This window comes from Candidatus Methanomassiliicoccus intestinalis Issoire-Mx1, from assembly GCF_000404225.1.
Classification (GTDB): Archaea; Thermoplasmatota; Thermoplasmata; order Methanomassiliicoccales; family Methanomassiliicoccaceae; genus Methanomassiliicoccus_A; species Methanomassiliicoccus_A intestinalis.
Window position 1 is genome coordinate 1,742,428 of sequence record NC_021353.1, and the last position, 16,924, is coordinate 1,759,351.

The window sequence follows — 16,924 nt, forward strand, 5'->3', positions numbered from 1 at the left end:
AACCCTCTTTCCGAAAAGATATAAACAACATCAGACTACACTCAATATTATGAATATGGATCCTGAATGTGTTCCATGCCTTCTGGGACGCGTGTTTTATCAAGCTAACCTCTGCAACCCCGAAAGCTCATACAATTCCATGAAAAAAGCATTGGAAATTTTGTCCTCTGAGTTCACTGCCGGAAAGAACTCCGCTGGCATCGCTACAAAAGTGCACAAAGCGGCATATGACGAGATGGGCGTGGCTGATCCATATCTAGACTTGAAAATACAGGCTTACAATGTAGCGTCATCCATTATCAATGAAGCAGAAGAGTTCATAGATTCTTCAGATAACAGATTAGAAGCTGCAGTAAGAGCAGCTATTGCCGGAAACGTGATGGATTTCGGGGTCCAGGGGCTTACAGATCCGGAACATCTATCTAAAAATTTTGACAGTCTGGTATCGCAGCCCCTAGCAGTCAATGATCTGGAGAAAGCAGAAAAATTCATTGGAGAGGGGAGAAAAGTTCTGTATCTTTTAGACAACTGCGGCGAAGATGTTCTGGACATCTTGCTTGTAAAAGAGCTGCAGAAAATCGGCACATATGTAACCGGGGTAGTGAAAGGAGAACCCATCTTGACAGACGTAACTATGAGTGATGCGGATCGTTCGGGAATAAGCAGAGTTTTTGATAAAACGATAAGCACACAGATGTTTGCAGTAGGAGTCTCCGTGGAAAAAATGAAAAAAGAATTGACGGAGGAAATAAATTCTGCAGACCTCGTGATCTCTAAAGGAATGGGAAACTTCGAAGCATTATCTGATTCTTCAATAAATCCCATCTTGTACTTATTCAGAGCCAAATGCAATCCGGTTGCTAAAGCTGCAGGAGTTATCAAGAACGACAATGTTGCGAAGCTGGTTCTTTAATTAACCCCTTCTTTAGGATCATCCTTCAGAAGATTTCTATCTATTTTCAAGACTGTTTTTACGATATGCACTGCAATCTGAATAGCATGCATTTTGGTAATTCTTGAATCGATGATTCCGCTGTCCACCATGTTTATGAATTCGCCTGTAGCAACATCTACACCTATGCCATCAGGCTGAGAACGGAGCCTTACCATCATCTCATAGCCGTTATATCCTGCATTATCAAGTATCTGCCTAGATATTGATTCAAGCCCTTTTACAAGAATACCACAGCCTATATTCTGAGATTTTCCGTCAAGCATCTTTTTTTCAAGATATCTAGCAGCATTCAGTTCAGCAATTCCTCCGCCGGGGACGACTCCTCCTTTCAAAGCATAGTGAAGCCCGCATATCCCATCTATACACGTACGCATTCTTTCTTTAGATGTCTCGGTAGTCGCTCCTCCGATGATCAATGTAGCGGCTACACCGCTTTTAGGGGCTCTCAAAATTGTCAGATTCTTGTCTTCATCAAGTTCAATGCTGTCTGCTTTAAAGCACGGCAGGATGTTGCCAGATATTATCTGCGACCCATAAACTGCAGGTGTTTCGAGAGATCGTGAGAATAAAACAAGCTCTTCCATAGATAAACGTATCAATGCAATATTTCTGGTCAGAAGCTCCATCTTAAATGCATTATCAATATTCGGTGCGCTTGTTAAAACAACATTTATCTCATTCTTAACTAATGCATCGATGAGCGCTTTTCTTTCAGCATCATGACGTTCATTATCTTCAATCTGCGTACCTGGCAGAGGAAACTCCAATGATCCTTTTATAAAACATACATTTGGATTTGATATGTAACTAACTACTGATGTTTCCTGCGGCATAGCTTCAATAGCTATACCATCTACAAACACGTCGTCACCCAGTCTTCTCAGAAGAAGAATTCCATGTCTTAAGTCTGTTCTGCTTTGAGGCCCTAGATGATCTGCAGCCAGCATGATGTGATTCGAGAGCTGCCTGCCGTCCAGTTTAGACGCGGTAGCTGTTTTTAGTATATCTTTAACTTTAGGATCTTTAAGCGATTCTATCTGTATTTGTACACTGTTTAGATATTCAGCTACGATGTCTACACCTTCATCCAGCTCTGACAGTATTCGTGAAGGGTGTATTCCGCATTCTGACGTCATCCTGTAGCCTTCTTTAAGCATCTCTGCCGCCATGATCACAGTGGATGTTGTTCCGTCACCAACGTTCATCTCCTGTCTTTCAGCGATTTCAACGAGCAGTCTTGAAACAGGATGTGCCGTTTTCAAAGATACTAATACAGTATATCCGTCATTGGTGATTACCCTGTTTCCCATCTGATCTACAAGCAGCTTATCCAGACCTCTTGGTCCCATGGTTGTTCTAATAACATCAGCCATTCCGACAGCAGCCATGACATTACCAGCTAAAGCATTCAGATCGCCTGAAAATTGCTTTGTTTGTCTAGTTTCCTCCGAAGCCATGCTATTATGTTTTACAGCTTCCACAATAACTAGATTGCCGTTATAAAATCTCGATAACTACTAATACCAACCATTAGGAAATTTTATTTTACATAGGTGGACGATAATGTATATCACTCCAACGTTTGAAACGGGAAATCCATTGGTAGAGTTTATATTCATACTCTTCAATGGAATATCAGAGGTTCCTCTGGTATCTTCCGTTGTAAGCGGAGCATTGATACTAGTTGGAGTACTGATTGCATCTCGTCGGGCAGCCGCAATGATGGTGGCTGGTAGCTTAATAGGAGCAGGAATGGGTCTACTCCTAGGCGTACCATATCATCTTATAACAGCCGGTTTGCTTGGATACAACTCAGTTCTTTCAGCTATGGCATTATGGTCAGGTCCTTTTACAAAAACTAATGGCGCAACATTAGCACTTTCTCTTTTTAATGCAGCAATGACTGTAATAATCTATCTTGCACTTGACAACGTTTTAGGAAATATGTTCCAGGTAGGCGGCGGAGGATATGGAATACCCTCATTCACACTCGGATTCTGTGTGGCAACCTGGATGACCTTGCTTGCAGCAAGGTACTTTGGAGTTGACATATTTGCAAGATCTCCCGCCCCAGAAGGTGCTATCAGTGCAGAAGGACGCTACCATGATGTAGTCGCTTCGGGTGTAACAAAGTTACTGCCTGGAAGCGGCAACCCTGACAATTCAGAGGACTTTCATTGGACAGTATGGGAATTTATTAAAGCAGGATTTACCGGTGTTGCACAGATTACATTTATTAATAATTGGAAAACAGGTGTATTCTGGGTAGTCGGTCTGACTCTCTCATTTTCATTAGTGAGCGGAGGAATCTTTAATAATGCATACACAGCCAATTGGGATCCGCTGTCTCCATTGTTCCTTGCAGGTGCCATGGCATTTATAGGATCACTGGTCGGGGCAATTTTTGCAAAACTGGTAAAATTCCCAGACTCAGAAATACGTTCTGGTCTTCATGGTTTTAACCAAGCACTGCTGATGATCGCTTTAACAGCATTCCTGCCGCTGAATCTTACAACATTCGTTTATGCACTTTTCGCGACAATTGTCTGTACAATCATCATCGTGCCTGCTGTGAAAAACTTCTTTGGACGCTGGGGTTTGCCAGGTTTGACGGGACCATTTAACTTTGCAGCGTTCTTTTTCATCTGGGCAGCACCATACATTCTCAGCATTCCATTTGGGCTCGGATGGGGTAGGCCATGAATAAGTGGTTTGCGGACAGAAACCCAAACTTTGCAACAATGATTGCGCTCATAGGAGCGCTTTCAGTGTTGAACAGTGTGTTAGCCATCATCTATGATGGCACACACATTGGCGATATTGCAAAAATCATCAATTACGTACTTGCTATACTATTCTTAATCAATTTCATATACAGATTTTTAACTTCAACATCTCCCAGACAATACATTCTGCATGAGTTTGGATGGCTGGACATATTATGCATCATTCCATTTTACCAAATATCCTGGCTGTTCAGAGGTGTCCGTTCTTCAATGATCTTCTGGCATATGGGATGGCATAAATTAAAATCCAATATAAGAAATGAAGGTGCAGAAGCAATATTATTTTTAGGAGTATTTATTATAATACTAATAATTGAATTTGGATCAATGGCAGCATATAGTTTTGAATCAGCAGATCCAAGTGCCAATATACAGAAACCTACTGACGCATTATGGTGGGCCATTGTTACAATATCTACAGTGGGATACGGTGACTTTTATCCAGTTACTCTCGGTGGAAGGCTTACAGCTTCATTGATGATGATTGCAGGAATAGGAATATTTGCTACATTGACCGGTTATCTGGCCAACAGATATCTCGTATCAAATCAAGCTAAAGCAGTAGTTGGAAAGGGAGGACAGGTATCAATATTGACCCGGCTGGAAGGAGAATCGAAAGAGGAATTTGATAAAGCATACAAAGATTTGTCAGAACGCCTTGAACGAATAGAACAAAAGTTTGATTCAGAAGATCGCAAATGAAATTATTTACCTCAGTATTGCCGAATGGGAAAACAGAGATAAGAGGGGACTTGATAGCAGGTATAACCCTTGCTACCGTAGCCATACCTCAAGCAATAGGCTATGCCAATATCGCAGGTATGCCTTTGGCTACAGGGTTATACACTCTGTTGATTCCCTCTCTGATTTTTGCAGTATTCGCATCATCAAGACATTTGTCAATCGGAGCAGATTCATCTACAGCACTAATCTTGGCAGGCGGTCTGACTGCTGTGGCTGCCAGAGGTTCAGCTGATTATATTTCACTGGCACTGATGGTGACCTTGGTCGTTGGTATACTTTTGATTGTCTCTGGAATACTTAAGTTAGGTTTTATCGCAGATTTCCTTTCAGACACTGTCATGATTGCTTTCCTGACCGGTGTCGGAATAGTAATCATGGTGGAACAGATTCCTGGAATGCTGGGCATTTCCAATCTTGGAAATGGAGTGATCAATATTGCATCTGCAGTTTTCACACATTTAGATTTAGTTTCTTTCATATCTATAATCATTGCAGCTGCATCTCTGCTTATTATATTTCTATCAAGAAAAATTTCACGAAAAATTCCTGATATGCTTATCGTTGTGATCGGGTCGATATTGATAAGTATTATATTTAATTTAAAATCAACAATTGATACAATTGGAAACGTTTCTCAGGGTCTCCCTTCTCTGACATTTCCCACGGCAGATTCCTTTTCAATGCTTCCCCAGATGTCTCTCACAATCGCTTCATTGTTTTTAGTGGCTGTAGCTAAAAGTGCTTCACTGTCACGAGTTTATTCTTCAAAATCACATGATTCATTTGATGAAAACAGAGATTTAATTTCACTTGGCATAGCAAATATCGGAGCAGGACTGACAGGTGCTTTCATATCCAGCGGGACTTCCGGCAGAACAGAAGTAACATATTATGCCGGTGGAAAAGGCCAGTTCACACAGATTGTTATGTCAATCATTGTGATAGTAGTTCTTGTCTTTCTGACAGCTCCGCTTTCAAACATGCCTCTGGCTGCACTCTCCGCCATCGTCTTTGTAATCGGACTGGAGATGGTAGATGTCAAGGGATTGAGATCCATAATCAAAAAAAGTAAAGGAGAAGCGATTGTCGCTGTAGCCAGCATATTTGCTGTTGTGTTTTTAGGTGTAGAAATAGGAATAGTTTTTGCTATGGTGGCTTCACTGCTGTTTCATGTAAAATCAGGATACAAACCAAAGAACAGACTTTTAGTCTTCAAAGACGGACAGCTTGCAACACTTCCTGTATCTTCAAGAAAACAGGCTCTTCCCGGTTTAATAATCTACAGATTTAATTCTTCAATGTATTATGCAAACGCACCTACGCTGCGTGAAGATCTGGAAACTCTATCCAATGATGTGAAATGGCTGTGTCTGGATATGTCTGCTGTACCAAGCATAGACATTTCTGCAGGAGATGCTCTGATAGAGTCAATAAATAATCTCAAAGAAAAAAATGTTAAAGTTGTGTTTTCGGATGTTGATCCAGACGTCTCCAAAGATTTGTTAAGGCTGGGGATCACTTATGAAGTGGGTCCCGAATCCTTTTTCAAATTTCCCAGAGACGTCGTAGATGCTTATGAGAAGTCCGAATACACTTAATTGCGTTCACTGCGGACGTTTGACGAAGTTTCCTCAATAACTGTGTATTTGCTGGAGTTCGGCAGTTTGGAGATGATCATATTTTCTACAACCATGGGATCCAGCTTTCTAGCCAGCTCTATTGCCTGCTCAAGTTTGGCTTCATGGTCTGCATAGATTGTGTATAACGTCTCTCCTTCCAGCACCCTGTTTCCGCGTTTTTTATTGAGTACTACTCCTGCACCCTTGTCCTTTGGAGAACCGGCTGCTCTGGCAATCTGCACCAGTTGTTTATTCTTTATAGAGTTGACATACCCAGACATTGCAGAAATGATATCATGCTTGTACATCCCAACGGTGATGTCAGATGACGAAATGTTTGGATTGCCGCCCTGAGCAGCTACAATCTCTCTGAACTTAGTCAGTGCCTGACCCGATTCAAGGATCTCTTTGGCCTTGGCTTCACCGTTTTTTATGCCTCCCATTTCCAGCACCATTGCGGCCATGCCTATGGATTTCTCATAGACGCTGCTGGGGTGCTTTGAACCTTCCAGAATTGTGATGGCTTCCTTAGCTTCCAGCGCTGGTCCGATGGCTCTACCTACAGGCTGTTCCCCATATGTTATTGCACATCTTACTTCGATTCCGAGTTTTTCTCCCAGATCCATAAAGTCCCTGGCAAATGCCTGCGCCTCTTCGATGGTAGGAACTTTAGTTCCAGCACCGGTTGGAATATCAATCACAAGACAGTTTGCACCAGCTGCCTTCTTCTTAGACATTACGGATGCAAGAAGCTGGGCATGAGGATCGATTCCAAGAGGGTATTCAACTTTAATTATCGTGTCATCAGCAGGAGAAAGACTCATAGAGCCTCCCCATGCCAGTGTACCGCCTACTTTTTCAGCTACAGTTCTCAGTTTATGGGCATCCATGTTCACGTCTGCAAAAACCTCTATGATATCTGCGGTTCCTGCAGCTGAACTTATTGCTCTGGACGAGGTCTTGGGTATGATGAGTCCCGCGGCTGCTACGATGGGAACCACAATCAGGGTAATCTTATTGCCAGGACATCCTCCTACTGAGTGGAAATCAAATATCGGACCGCGGTCAAATGTGATGGTGTCTCCTGTTTCAACCATTGCCATGGTAAGATCTGCAGTTTCCCGGATATTCATTCCATTTATTTCCAGAGCTACTACGTACGCAGTCAGTTCAATATTGCTGAGATTGTGCTGGACAATATCATTGATGATTGTTCTGATCTCTTCAGTAGTCAGCTCTTCGCCTCTCATCTTTTTCTTTATGTATTTTACAGATTCAGGCTTGGATGTCGGAACGACATCTACAATCTCATCACGCTCAGGTCCCAGTACTCCGTAGGCTCTTCCTAGTATCCCGACTTCTCCCTGATTTACTACTGTATCTGTTGTCTGCAGGAGGGCAACGATTGAGTTGCGTTCATGCTTAATCCTGATCCTGTCCTGCTCTCTTACACCAAGTTCAATAGCATCATTGTCATGGAGTACGCAGGTGTATTCAGCGGATTCCATATCAATATATCTGGCTTTTAAATTCATGCCGATCCCCATTTGCTTAATGCCTGATCGAGTTCTACGTGAGTTTTACGATATTCACTGGCAGGAATCTTTTCGTATGCAGCATCAACCGCCTGAGATAATGCCATAGCACCTTTCCGGACTCCGCCGGGATGTCCTGCAACTCCTCCGCCGGCCTGTATCTGAATGTTTGTTCCAGCGATTTCCACCAGTTTCTCAACAAGCCCCGGATGCATTCCTCCAGAGCATACTGGAAGGACTTCCTTGTACGGAACATCTCTGCCGATGCATGCCTGCTGGTTAGCAATATCTTCTGTGGTAGATCCAGTCATTTTACCTACTCCGAATGTTCCAATATGGAGTGCATCTCCGCCGCACATTCTGACAAGCTTTGCAAAAACATTCATGGATACGCCCATGTCTTTGTTTTTGGTTATAGCGCCGTGCATTGTACGGTGGACATGAATCGGCACTTTTATCGATGGATCCTCTCTGAGTGCCTGGACTGCAGCGAATCCGCATGTAATTACATCTACCATGATCTCACTGGCTCCTAACTCCTGCACTCTTTCAGCCACTTCTACAATTTCATGACCTTTTGTAGACACATTTATTGCATGAACCATTATGTGGCCGCTTTCATCCTTCACGCGGTCGATGGCTTCTGCCACTGCAACTACTCTGTCTTCAATAGGGCAGAACTTCTGATTGGAAAGGGTCTCATCATCTTTACCATTGGTCAGACCGCCCATTCCAGCTTCATATATGTAGTTCGCAGTTTCCTTCGGCGACAGCCCGATCTTGGGCTTAACGATGGTACCTACAAGGGGTTTTTCAGGCCTCTTGAGGACTTCTCTTAATCCCTCTGCCCCAAACCTGGGTCCGAGAAAATCGTTGAGCATTGATTTTGGGAAAAAGACATCCTCTAAGCGTACTCCGTTTAAAGCATCTAATCCAAACAGATTTCCGGAGATTACACTCAGGACCTGGGGTATTCCACCGATATCTAAACTGAAATCTTCTTTTGGATATGCTATTGTAGCAATATCCCCTTCCACAGCAGTCACTCTTCCACTGTATAACTCAAAGATTTCTTCATTTAGTGTAGATATTCCGGTCCAAGTTCCTGTAGACTGTTCAGCTGCGATCGCTGCAGCTGCATTACTCATCTCAAGATTCGTGGCAATCTTGTATTTACATATTACATAGTCATCCGGATCTATTTCTTCACCCAGATGAAGATACTTATTAGAATACTCCATTCTTATCCCTCCGTCTCAAAAAGACATTCGTGTCCTAGTTTATTTACTATAACTTCGTAAGCTGCATATGGAGAAATCAGTCCGATTTCTGTTGCAATACAATCTATATATTCAGCAGGTGTGGAATCAAAAACTGGATTTCTGATCCTTACATTTGGAGGCAGATTTTCAGCGACTTCGGAAGTATCTCTTTCCTCTATCTCTACAATCTCCCCTTCCATCGTTTTAGGTGAAAATTTATAACTTTCAGCGCAAACCATCATCGGAACTCTGGCTTCATGAGCGGCCAGCCCTATCTGTGACGTGCCAATTTTGTTTATCAGTGCGCCGTTGGAACATATTGTATCAGCACCTACTACTGCAATATCTATCTCTTTCATAATCCACCTGACTGCACTATCCACAATCATCGTGACGGGAATCCCTGCATCGGACAGATCTTTTACTGTCAGCAGTCCCTGCTTCCAGGGTCTGGATTCAGTAGCATACACTGAGATATTCTTGCCCTGCTCATACGCTGTTTTTATGACACTTAGAGCAGCCTTGCTGTTGCAGTGTGTAAGTACGACATCTCCATCTTTGATTCTATTGGCACCTATTCTGCCGATTGTCTCAACTGCTTTCTTAGAATTAGATATGAATATATCAGCATCTCTGGAGACTATTTCTTTTAAACTTGTCACATCTTCTGCATTTTTAACATTCTTCAGAGTTGCCTGAACAGCATTCCACAGAGAAACAGCAGTCGGCCTGGAATTTACCAATGTATCTCTACCCTTGTTGAGAAGTTCCGTGAACTCTATGAGGGACTCTCCATTATACTCTTCAGCCAGCTCTTTTAACGCTTCTGCAGCGCTGCGGGCTATCAGTCCTGCACCCCTTATATTCATCGTCCGTATGGACTCGGCGGTCTCATCGAGTTTCATAAATAACATATCGCCGCATTCACTTTTAATAGCTACCCCAAATAACTACAGTTTAGCAAACAATTTTTAGTACGTAGCTGATAACCCTGCGGGGTAACTGAACATGATGGAAGCTGTGATATCCATTGCGATGCCGGAAAACTGGATTACAGACGTAGTTGAAAAGTATCCTTCTGTAATCAGAGTTATAGATTCCAAAACAGGCTCATCGCAAGAAGTCAGGGATCTGGTTCAAATCGAAGTTGAAAATGAAGGGGACCTTCAGAAAGTAATCGACCAGATCCGCAACAATCCAAATATTTTCAATGTGGACATCAGCGCGCTGGATAAGAGTAAGGTTTTGGCCGCATTCTCTACATGCCACTGTGTAGTCTGCAAGCTCTTAGCCGGATCAGACTGCTTTTTAACAGGTTCTACTACCACCAAAGAGGGCCGCACACGCTGGACGCTGCTTGTTACCGAAAGAGAAGCCCTGCAGAATCTTATTGCTGAACTGGCCGCATGTAATGCAGATCCTCAGTTAGTTAAGATAACTGAAATAAAAACAGAAGATGAACTCACGATGCGCCAGGAACAGATCACACGCATGGCATTTGAAAGGGGCTACTTTGATTTCCCGCGCAAAACAGACCTAAAGGAGCTAGCGGACATATTCGGCATATCTACATCGACTCTTTCTGAGATCCTAAGAAAAGGACAGCGCCGAATCATGGCAGGATATTTTACAGAGCATAGGCAGTACTAAGCTCTGTCACCTTTACCCCCTTTGGTTTTGAAGAGAATTCATAATCTCTAGAAAAAGTATTAATCATTCTCATTTCGTTAGGTGGCATCATGGGACGCCGAATACGGTTTAGAGGTGCTAAAGCCACACCAAAAACTTTGGAAAAGGGACTTTTAGAGAAATCGAAGGCGTTAGCCGAAAATCCACACATCATGATGCCTAAATGCACAAAGGACTGCAGAAAGTGCGTCATCAAAAAAGCGATTAGCAAAATGGAAGTTGTCTCCGACAAAAGAGATAATGAAAAGAAACTGGCGGCTTTTTCATTAAGAGGCGATCCCATTGTACGCGCATACGCTGCCACGATCTCATTGGCAATGGATGGCAAGATTCCATATCTAGCCACTGCAAAAACTCCAGTGGGAGAAGTATCATACGCCATGAGGGGCAACGCTGACAGGGATCTTCTTATCGGACTTCAGCACTATGATCATCCTCAGTTCAGACTGATGGCGTTTTGGAAAGTTGCAGAGAAATATGGACTTCATATCTACTCGTGTGAAGAGAATGCAGTCTGCTGTCCAGATGGTCCTGCGGCCCCTGAGGAATATGTGAACGAAATCGTGGAGCTGCTGCCTTATGACCTTGACGATGATTTTGCCTGTGCTCATAAAGGCGGAGAGCATCTGAATATTCGTTGGAACAGCGCAGATGTAACAATCAGTGTGTGTACTTCATGTTTAAAAGAGAATACTAACACAGTTCATATTCTAGCAAGCCGGATTGCTGCCAAAGATCCTGCAGATGATTTTACTGTCAGTGTTGACCGCGGAATTCAATGCTTATCTGAATGCGACAACTGCCCGATCAAAGAAAAAACACAGTTGAAACCGGATCTACTGGCAAAATATCTGCACGGACAGATTTCAGACAGCGCTCTTCTGGATGAATACCGCATAGACTGGGCAAAAACCCTTCAGGCTACAGGAAATGAACTGTACATTGTAAACGGATCCTGTTTTGGATCAGACAAAGAAAAGTTTCTCAATGCTATGAGAGGAACAGACGCTGAGAAAGAGACCATCAGTAAATTTATCTCTTCCGGCAAGCGCTGCATAATCTCAAGAAATGATCAGATTCCAAATCTGCTCTCAGATCTGTGGAAAGATTACGATGAAGAACTTCTTTCAGGAATAGCATCTCCAGAGACTGTTTCAACAGTTTTGAATGACCGTACAGATCTTGCACCATCTCAGATGGTTGCAGAAGCAGCAAGACTCGAGAGCTATATGAAAATTAAAAGCAGACTTCCAGCCTTCATAAATCTGGGTCCGATGGCGGCATTCTGCGATGATATAGCTAGAATATACAAAACAGAAGGAAAAACTGCTGCTGTGCGCGCACTTGAGAAGAGCAAAGGTTCCAATCACAACATGAGATCTCTGACTTATGCGCTTCTTTCTGCCGCCGGAGAAGGACAGTCAAAAGCCTGGCAGTTCACAAGAGAAGAGATGGATTTCGGCACATATCTCGTTCCGTTTGCTGAAAAAGTATTGTCTGCAGAAGGCAAAGAATACGCAAACGCACTCAGTCTACTGCTGGAGGCATCTGGAGCTATGGAAAAAGTCACTGTTCAACAGTGATATCCATCACCATGTGAGATACACCAGGCGAGTATGATTTAACCTCCCTGATGTGCGATATGGAATACTTCCTGCTGCCGGCAGCTTTTTTAATATTTTCCAGAGCAGCCTCGGGAAAGATCTCGAGAGGATATGTATCGTGATAATGGATAATTCCACCTGTTTTTATGAGATCAAATGCTTTTCTTAAATGCTGGTGTGTAGTGTGCACATAACCCATAATTATCCTGTCTGCAATCCTGCTGCCTTCCAGATTGTTGTTGTCACCTAAAATTGGGTATACGATATCCTGTACGTTATTCAATAATATATTCTCATTAAGGTAATTATATGAAACTGGGTTTATCTCACATGCAATTATCTTATGAGCGTTGGCATGTACAGCGAGAGGAAGCGTAAAATAACCAATTCCTGCAAACATATCTACAATGGTTTCACCAGTGCAGTCAAGAGAAGACATTCTCAGTTTTTCGTCAATATTTCCTGATGAGAACATAAGTTTTGACACGTCTAATTTGTAATATATTCCATTTTCAAAATGAACTGTTTCTGTATTTGTGCCGTATAATATTTCTACATCGGGAATGCGCTGTATTCCACTTATGTGGCTGCGTTCTCTCACAATGCATTCCGCACCGAGTATTTTTGCATATGATGGAGCGATTTTAAATCTCAGATCTTCCAGTTCTTCTGGAATTTTTATAATTGCTACGCTTCCCAGTTTCTCCCATTTCTGCGGAAGGAACGCTTTGAGTTTTTCATCAATATCTACATCTTCGGCAATGAGTTCCTGAGGAGTTTTTCTGTATGATCGATCTTCTGCAGATCCATTTTCAACTGTAAATCCATACTGCAAAATAACCTCATCATCAGGCAGTTCCCTGAGAGGCAGATATATAAAATCTTCATTTTCAAATATTTTATAATCTTTACGGACTAACCCCAGCTTAAATAATTTCTTGCGGATGTACTCCCCATCATTTTTGGGAATCTTTGCAAGAATCATAAAAGAAAATACGGGTTGCCGTATTTCAGCTTTTAGATTTTATCTCCCCAGCAACAGAGTTTTCAATGCTCCTGGAGCTAATTTCATAAGCGATGGAACAGACTTCAACAGAGGTCTGGCAAGTTTTGAAGGATAGTCGATGTCACCTGTTGCGATTATCTCTCTCGCTTCCGGCTTATCTAACAATTTGCCGGCTTCATCTAACCTCTTATCACTCATCCCAGTGAACACTTTCCTGATGATCATTCCTCTGTCCAATTCCTTTCCGATTTCTGATTTCCATTTTTCTTCATATGCTGACAAAAATGCTGCACTATAATTGTTTGAATTGACAGCATCCAAAGCGGTTTCTGCAGCATATTTAGCACATTGCATTCCAGTGTACAGACCTCCTCCAGAAAGAGGCTTTGTCTGAGCAGCGGCATCACCTACAATCATGATGTTGTCTGCATATGTTGATTTAGGATATCCTATCGGGATCACACCAGAATAAGTCTGCGTGCGGTTAACTTCACCAAATCCTCTTTTTTCAATCAAACTGTCAAGGTATTTACTGGGGATACCGTTGCCTTTTGAGATTCCAACACCAACCCTGGTAAATTCTCCGCACGGCAGGATCCATGCAAAAAAGCCGGGTGCAACCTCTTTCCCTACGTAAACCTCAACAAGATCCTGATCAGGCATTGTTACTTCCAGATCCGCTTGGATTCCCCTTACAATCTCTTTTGCGCAGCCAAGACCTGCACATGTCCCAACATGTGATTTATAACCGTCTGCTCCGATCAGAAGATTTGTATTAATTTCATTATTTTTATTATCTGTCATATAACTTACAGCGAGGCCGTTATGTTCTCTTTTAAAATCTATAATTCTTGAATCTGTGTTAATTACTGCACCTGATTTTCTAGCACTGTCACAGCAGATGTTATCAAAACGGCATCTGTCGATTACGACAGCCTTTGCTTCATCCGTTTTTACTTCTAGAACTCTTCCATCAGGAAAAAATAGTCTAAAACCTTTAATTACATTCAAAACAGACTCTTCAGCATTTGCTAATTCTACAACTCTCGGATGTACAAGACCTGTACACTGGACAGGTTTCCCTATCTCTGAGTGCTCTTCCATTATCTGTACAGAGCATTCTTTTAAATTAGATGCTAGATAGCTGCCAATCGGCCCCCCGCCAGAAATTATGATCTGAGAGTCCATACAGCATTAGTAGAATATTGTGGTATAATAAATTGTGTATAATGATGGTTGCCCATCATTGGTTCACATTTATTTTTTTGATTTAGTTTTAGGCTTTGGTTTAGCAGGAGCCTTTGAAGATGCGCATTTTTCCCAGTCATCCTGGAATTTTTTAATGCCGATGTCAGTCAAAGGATGGTTAAACATCTTGTCAAGCACATCGAAAGGTATTGTAGCAATATCTGCACCCATCTGCGCGGCTTCTACTACATGAATCGGATGACGGACAGAAGCAACGATCACTTCTGTTTCAAAATCATAGCAGTCCAGGATGTTCATGATCTCTGCAATCAGTTTCATTCCGTCCTGCCCAGCATCATCCAGTCTTCCTACAAACGGAGATATGTAACGTGCCCCGGCTTTGCATGCTAAAAGTGCCTGGGATGCGGAAAATATCAGAGTTACATTTACATTTATGCCTTCGCTGGAGAGAACTTTTGTAGCTTTCATTCCCTCTTTTGTCATAGGGATCTTAATAACAATATTTTTGTGAATTTTTGATAATTCTCTGCCTTCTTTTACCATGTCTTCGGCTGTGCATCCCATAACTTCAGCGCTTATCGGACCGTTTACAATTTTACAGATTTCTTTAACCAATGTTTTGAAATCCGTATTTTCTTTTGAGACAAGGCTTGGATTTGTAGTTACACCATCAACTATTCCCCAGCTGTTTGCTTCTTTTATCTTTTCCAAGTTAGCAGTATCAATAAAAATCTTCATTGTTTCTTCCTCCTGATCACTTTTTCAGATGCTTCTACCACATGTTCTTTTGTCAGCCCGTACTTTTTCATTAAAGCATCACTTTCTCCAGACTCTCCAAAACATGCAGGAGTACCGATCCTCTGCTGAGGAACTGAATAGGTTTCACATAAGAATTCGCATACAGCACTGCCTAATCCCCCTTCGATAGAATGTTCTTCAGCAGTGACGATGCAGCCTGTTTTTTCTACAGATTTTGCAATTGCATCTTTATCCAACGGTTTGATGGTTGAAACATTCAGAACTTCTGCAGAGATTCCCCTTGATTCCAGTTCTTCTGCAGCTTCCAAACAGATAGCTACCATTTGTCCGCAGGCAGCCAATGTAATGTCAGACCCTTCTTTCAGAAGGGAAGCTTTTCCTACCTCAAATGGAGTTTCCATACTTGTTACCAGAGGCACATCTGATCTTCCCAGTCTCACGTAGCAAGGTCCTTTGTAGTTTGCTATTGCCTTTATTGCTTTGTATGTTTCAGCACCGTCTGCTGGAACAATGACTGTCATATTAGGCAGAACCCTCATTATTGCAATATCTTCCAAAGCCTGATGTGTAGCTCCGTCAGGTCCTACAGTTATGCCTGCATGTGTTGCTACAATTTTCACATCCAGATTTGAATATGCAACGGCCTGTCTAATCTGATCCCAGCATCTGCCTGTTGCAAACGCTGCAAACGTTGAAGCAAATACGGTTTTCCCAGCAGCTGCCAGACCAGCCGCCGTGCCGATCATGTTCTGCTCGGCAATGCCGCAGTTAAAGAATCTTTCTGGGAAGTTTTTTGCAAACTCCGCAGTTCTTGTGGATGATGATAAATCGGCATCAAGAACAACAACATCGGTTCGTTCTTTCCCCACTTCTGTCAATGCATTAGCATATTCTTTTCTCTGACTAGTATACATCCACTTCATGCGCAGTCCCCCAGTTCTTTGAGGGCGATTTTATACTCATCTTCATTTGGAGCCTTGCCATGGAATCCAATTGCGCCTTCCATGAAAGATACTCCCTTTCCTTTTATGGTATTGGCAATGATTACAGTAGGTTTTCCAGTGGTTTCTTTAGCTTTATCGCAGGCTTCCAGAATCTGCCTCATATCATGTCCGTTTATCTCTATGAGATTCCATCCGAATGCAAGCCATTTATCTGCCAGAGGTTCAAGTGACATGACCTGTTCAGTAGGACCGTCTATCTGGAGTTTGTTGCGGTCTATAAAAAGAGTGAGATTGTCTAATTTGTATTGAGCTGCCAGCATCGCCGCTTCCCAATTCTGTCCTTCCTGAAGCTCTCCATCTCCGCAGATGCAGTATATTCTGGAACCAGATCGATCTAATTTTGCAGCCAGCGCGAGTCCGTTGGCCATGCTGAGTCCCTGCCCAAGAGATCCTGTTGAAACTTCGACTCCACGAGTTTTCTGTCTGCATGGATGTCCTTGAAGGTTCGAGTCAACTTTTCTTAATGTGAGCAGTTCATCTATCGGAAAGTAACCACATTCTGCCAGTGCTGCATAGTATGATGGAGCTGCATGCCCTTTAGACAACACAAATTTGTCCCTTTCTTCCCAGTGAGGATTGTTTGGGTCATGTTTCATGATTTTGAAAAATAATGCAGTAATCAGATCAGCTGCAGAAAGAGATCCACCAGGATGTCCTGACTTAGCTGCATAAATCATCTTAATAGCGTGACACCTAATAGTCTTAGCTTTAGCCTCCAAATCTTGGATGGTCTGATCGTCATATAGCGTCAT

General features: G+C 42.5%; 15 protein-coding genes. 6 read left to right on the plus strand and 9 right to left on the minus strand.

Features of this window, described 5'->3' with window-relative positions:
• The first annotated feature begins 49 nt into the window (after window positions 1–49).
• On the plus strand, window positions 50–913 hold the full coding sequence (locus tag H729_RS08395) for a damage-control phosphatase ARMT1 family protein (RefSeq protein WP_020449578.1): 864 nt from the start codon (window positions 50–52) through the stop codon (window positions 911–913).
• Here the strand turns inward: H729_RS08395 and H729_RS08400 are convergent.
• Window positions 910–2,412, minus strand: a complete 1,503-nt coding sequence (locus H729_RS08400) for a TCP-1/cpn60 chaperonin family protein (RefSeq protein ID WP_020449579.1) — start codon at window positions 2,410–2,412, stop codon at window positions 910–912. The genes H729_RS08395 and H729_RS08400 overlap by 4 nt on opposite strands.
• A gap of 106 nt (window positions 2,413–2,518) precedes the next feature.
• Here H729_RS08400 and H729_RS08405 point away from each other — a divergent pair, with 106 nt between their 5' ends.
• The 3 genes from H729_RS08405 to H729_RS08415 are packed head-to-tail and all read left to right on the plus strand — an operon-like array spanning window position 2,519 to window position 6,083.
• On the plus strand, window positions 2,519–3,658 hold the full coding sequence (locus H729_RS08405; protein ID WP_020449580.1) for an urea transporter: 1,140 nt from the start codon (window positions 2,519–2,521) through the stop codon (window positions 3,656–3,658).
• Window positions 3,655–4,443, plus strand: a complete 789-nt coding sequence (locus tag H729_RS08410) for a potassium channel family protein (protein WP_020449581.1) — start codon at window positions 3,655–3,657, stop codon at window positions 4,441–4,443. Before H729_RS08405 ends, H729_RS08410 begins: the two co-directional genes overlap by 4 nt.
• Window positions 4,440–6,083 carry a SulP family inorganic anion transporter gene (locus H729_RS08415; protein ID WP_020449582.1) on the plus strand — a complete coding sequence of 548 codons (1,644 nt, stop codon included), beginning with the start codon at window positions 4,440–4,442 and terminating at the stop codon, window positions 6,081–6,083. The genes H729_RS08410 and H729_RS08415 overlap by 4 nt, the downstream gene beginning before the upstream one ends.
• On the opposite strand, the gene H729_RS08420 is transcribed toward H729_RS08415, so the two are convergent.
• Genes H729_RS08420 through H729_RS08430 form a run of 3 tightly spaced genes read right to left on the minus strand, consistent with a single transcriptional unit; the run spans window position 6,080 to window position 9,806 of the window.
• Entirely contained in the window at window positions 6,080–7,639 is a 1,560-nt protein-coding gene (locus tag H729_RS08420; protein ID WP_020449583.1) for an AMP phosphorylase, read from the minus strand. The two genes, H729_RS08415 and H729_RS08420, sit on opposite strands and share 4 nt — an antisense overlap.
• Window positions 7,636–8,880, minus strand: a complete 1,245-nt coding sequence (locus H729_RS08425; RefSeq protein WP_020449584.1) for a RuBisCO large subunit C-terminal-like domain-containing protein — start codon at window positions 8,878–8,880, stop codon at window positions 7,636–7,638. Before H729_RS08425 ends, H729_RS08420 begins: the two co-directional genes overlap by 4 nt.
• Window positions 8,881–8,882: 2 nt before the next feature.
• A complete protein-coding gene (locus tag H729_RS08430) occupies window positions 8,883–9,806 on the minus strand; it encodes a ribose 1,5-bisphosphate isomerase (RefSeq protein WP_081633149.1) in 924 nt (307 codons plus the stop codon).
• Window positions 9,807–9,909: 103 nt separating this feature from the next.
• Here H729_RS08430 and H729_RS09585 point away from each other — a divergent pair, with 103 nt between their 5' ends.
• Together H729_RS09585 and H729_RS08440 are read left to right on the plus strand one after the other, a co-directional pair.
• The gene (locus H729_RS09585; RefSeq protein WP_020449586.1) at window positions 9,910–10,551 is read left to right on the plus strand and encodes a helix-turn-helix domain-containing protein; all 642 of its coding nucleotides are present in this window, start codon (window positions 9,910–9,912) and stop codon (window positions 10,549–10,551) included.
• Between the two features lie 89 nt (window positions 10,552–10,640).
• Entirely contained in the window at window positions 10,641–12,173 is a 1,533-nt protein-coding gene (locus H729_RS08440; RefSeq protein ID WP_020449587.1) for a hypothetical protein, read from the plus strand.
• Here the strand turns inward: H729_RS08440 and H729_RS08445 are convergent.
• The 5 genes from H729_RS08445 to H729_RS08465 all read right to left on the minus strand — a co-directional run bounded on the left by H729_RS08445 (window position 12,157) and on the right by H729_RS08465 (window position 16,924).
• Complete coding sequence (locus tag H729_RS08445; protein ID WP_020449588.1) at window positions 12,157–13,179, minus strand: class I SAM-dependent methyltransferase; 1,023 nt, start codon at window positions 13,177–13,179, stop codon at window positions 12,157–12,159. The two genes, H729_RS08440 and H729_RS08445, sit on opposite strands and share 17 nt — an antisense overlap.
• Window positions 13,180–13,218: 39 nt before the next feature.
• Complete coding sequence (locus H729_RS08450; protein ID WP_020449589.1) at window positions 13,219–14,388, minus strand: geranylgeranyl reductase family protein; 1,170 nt, start codon at window positions 14,386–14,388, stop codon at window positions 13,219–13,221.
• Window positions 14,389–14,457: 69 nt separating this feature from the next.
• Window positions 14,458–15,147: a fructose-6-phosphate aldolase gene (gene fsa, locus H729_RS08455; protein WP_020449590.1), complete on the minus strand. Its 690-nt coding sequence runs from the start codon at window positions 15,145–15,147 to the stop codon at window positions 14,458–14,460.
• Complete coding sequence (locus tag H729_RS08460) at window positions 15,144–16,091, minus strand: transketolase family protein (protein ID WP_020449591.1); 948 nt, start codon at window positions 16,089–16,091, stop codon at window positions 15,144–15,146. The genes fsa and H729_RS08460 overlap by 4 nt, the downstream gene beginning before the upstream one ends.
• On the minus strand, window positions 16,088–16,924 hold the full coding sequence (locus tag H729_RS08465; RefSeq protein WP_048134093.1) for a transketolase: 837 nt from the start codon (window positions 16,922–16,924) through the stop codon (window positions 16,088–16,090). The genes H729_RS08460 and H729_RS08465 overlap by 4 nt, the downstream gene beginning before the upstream one ends.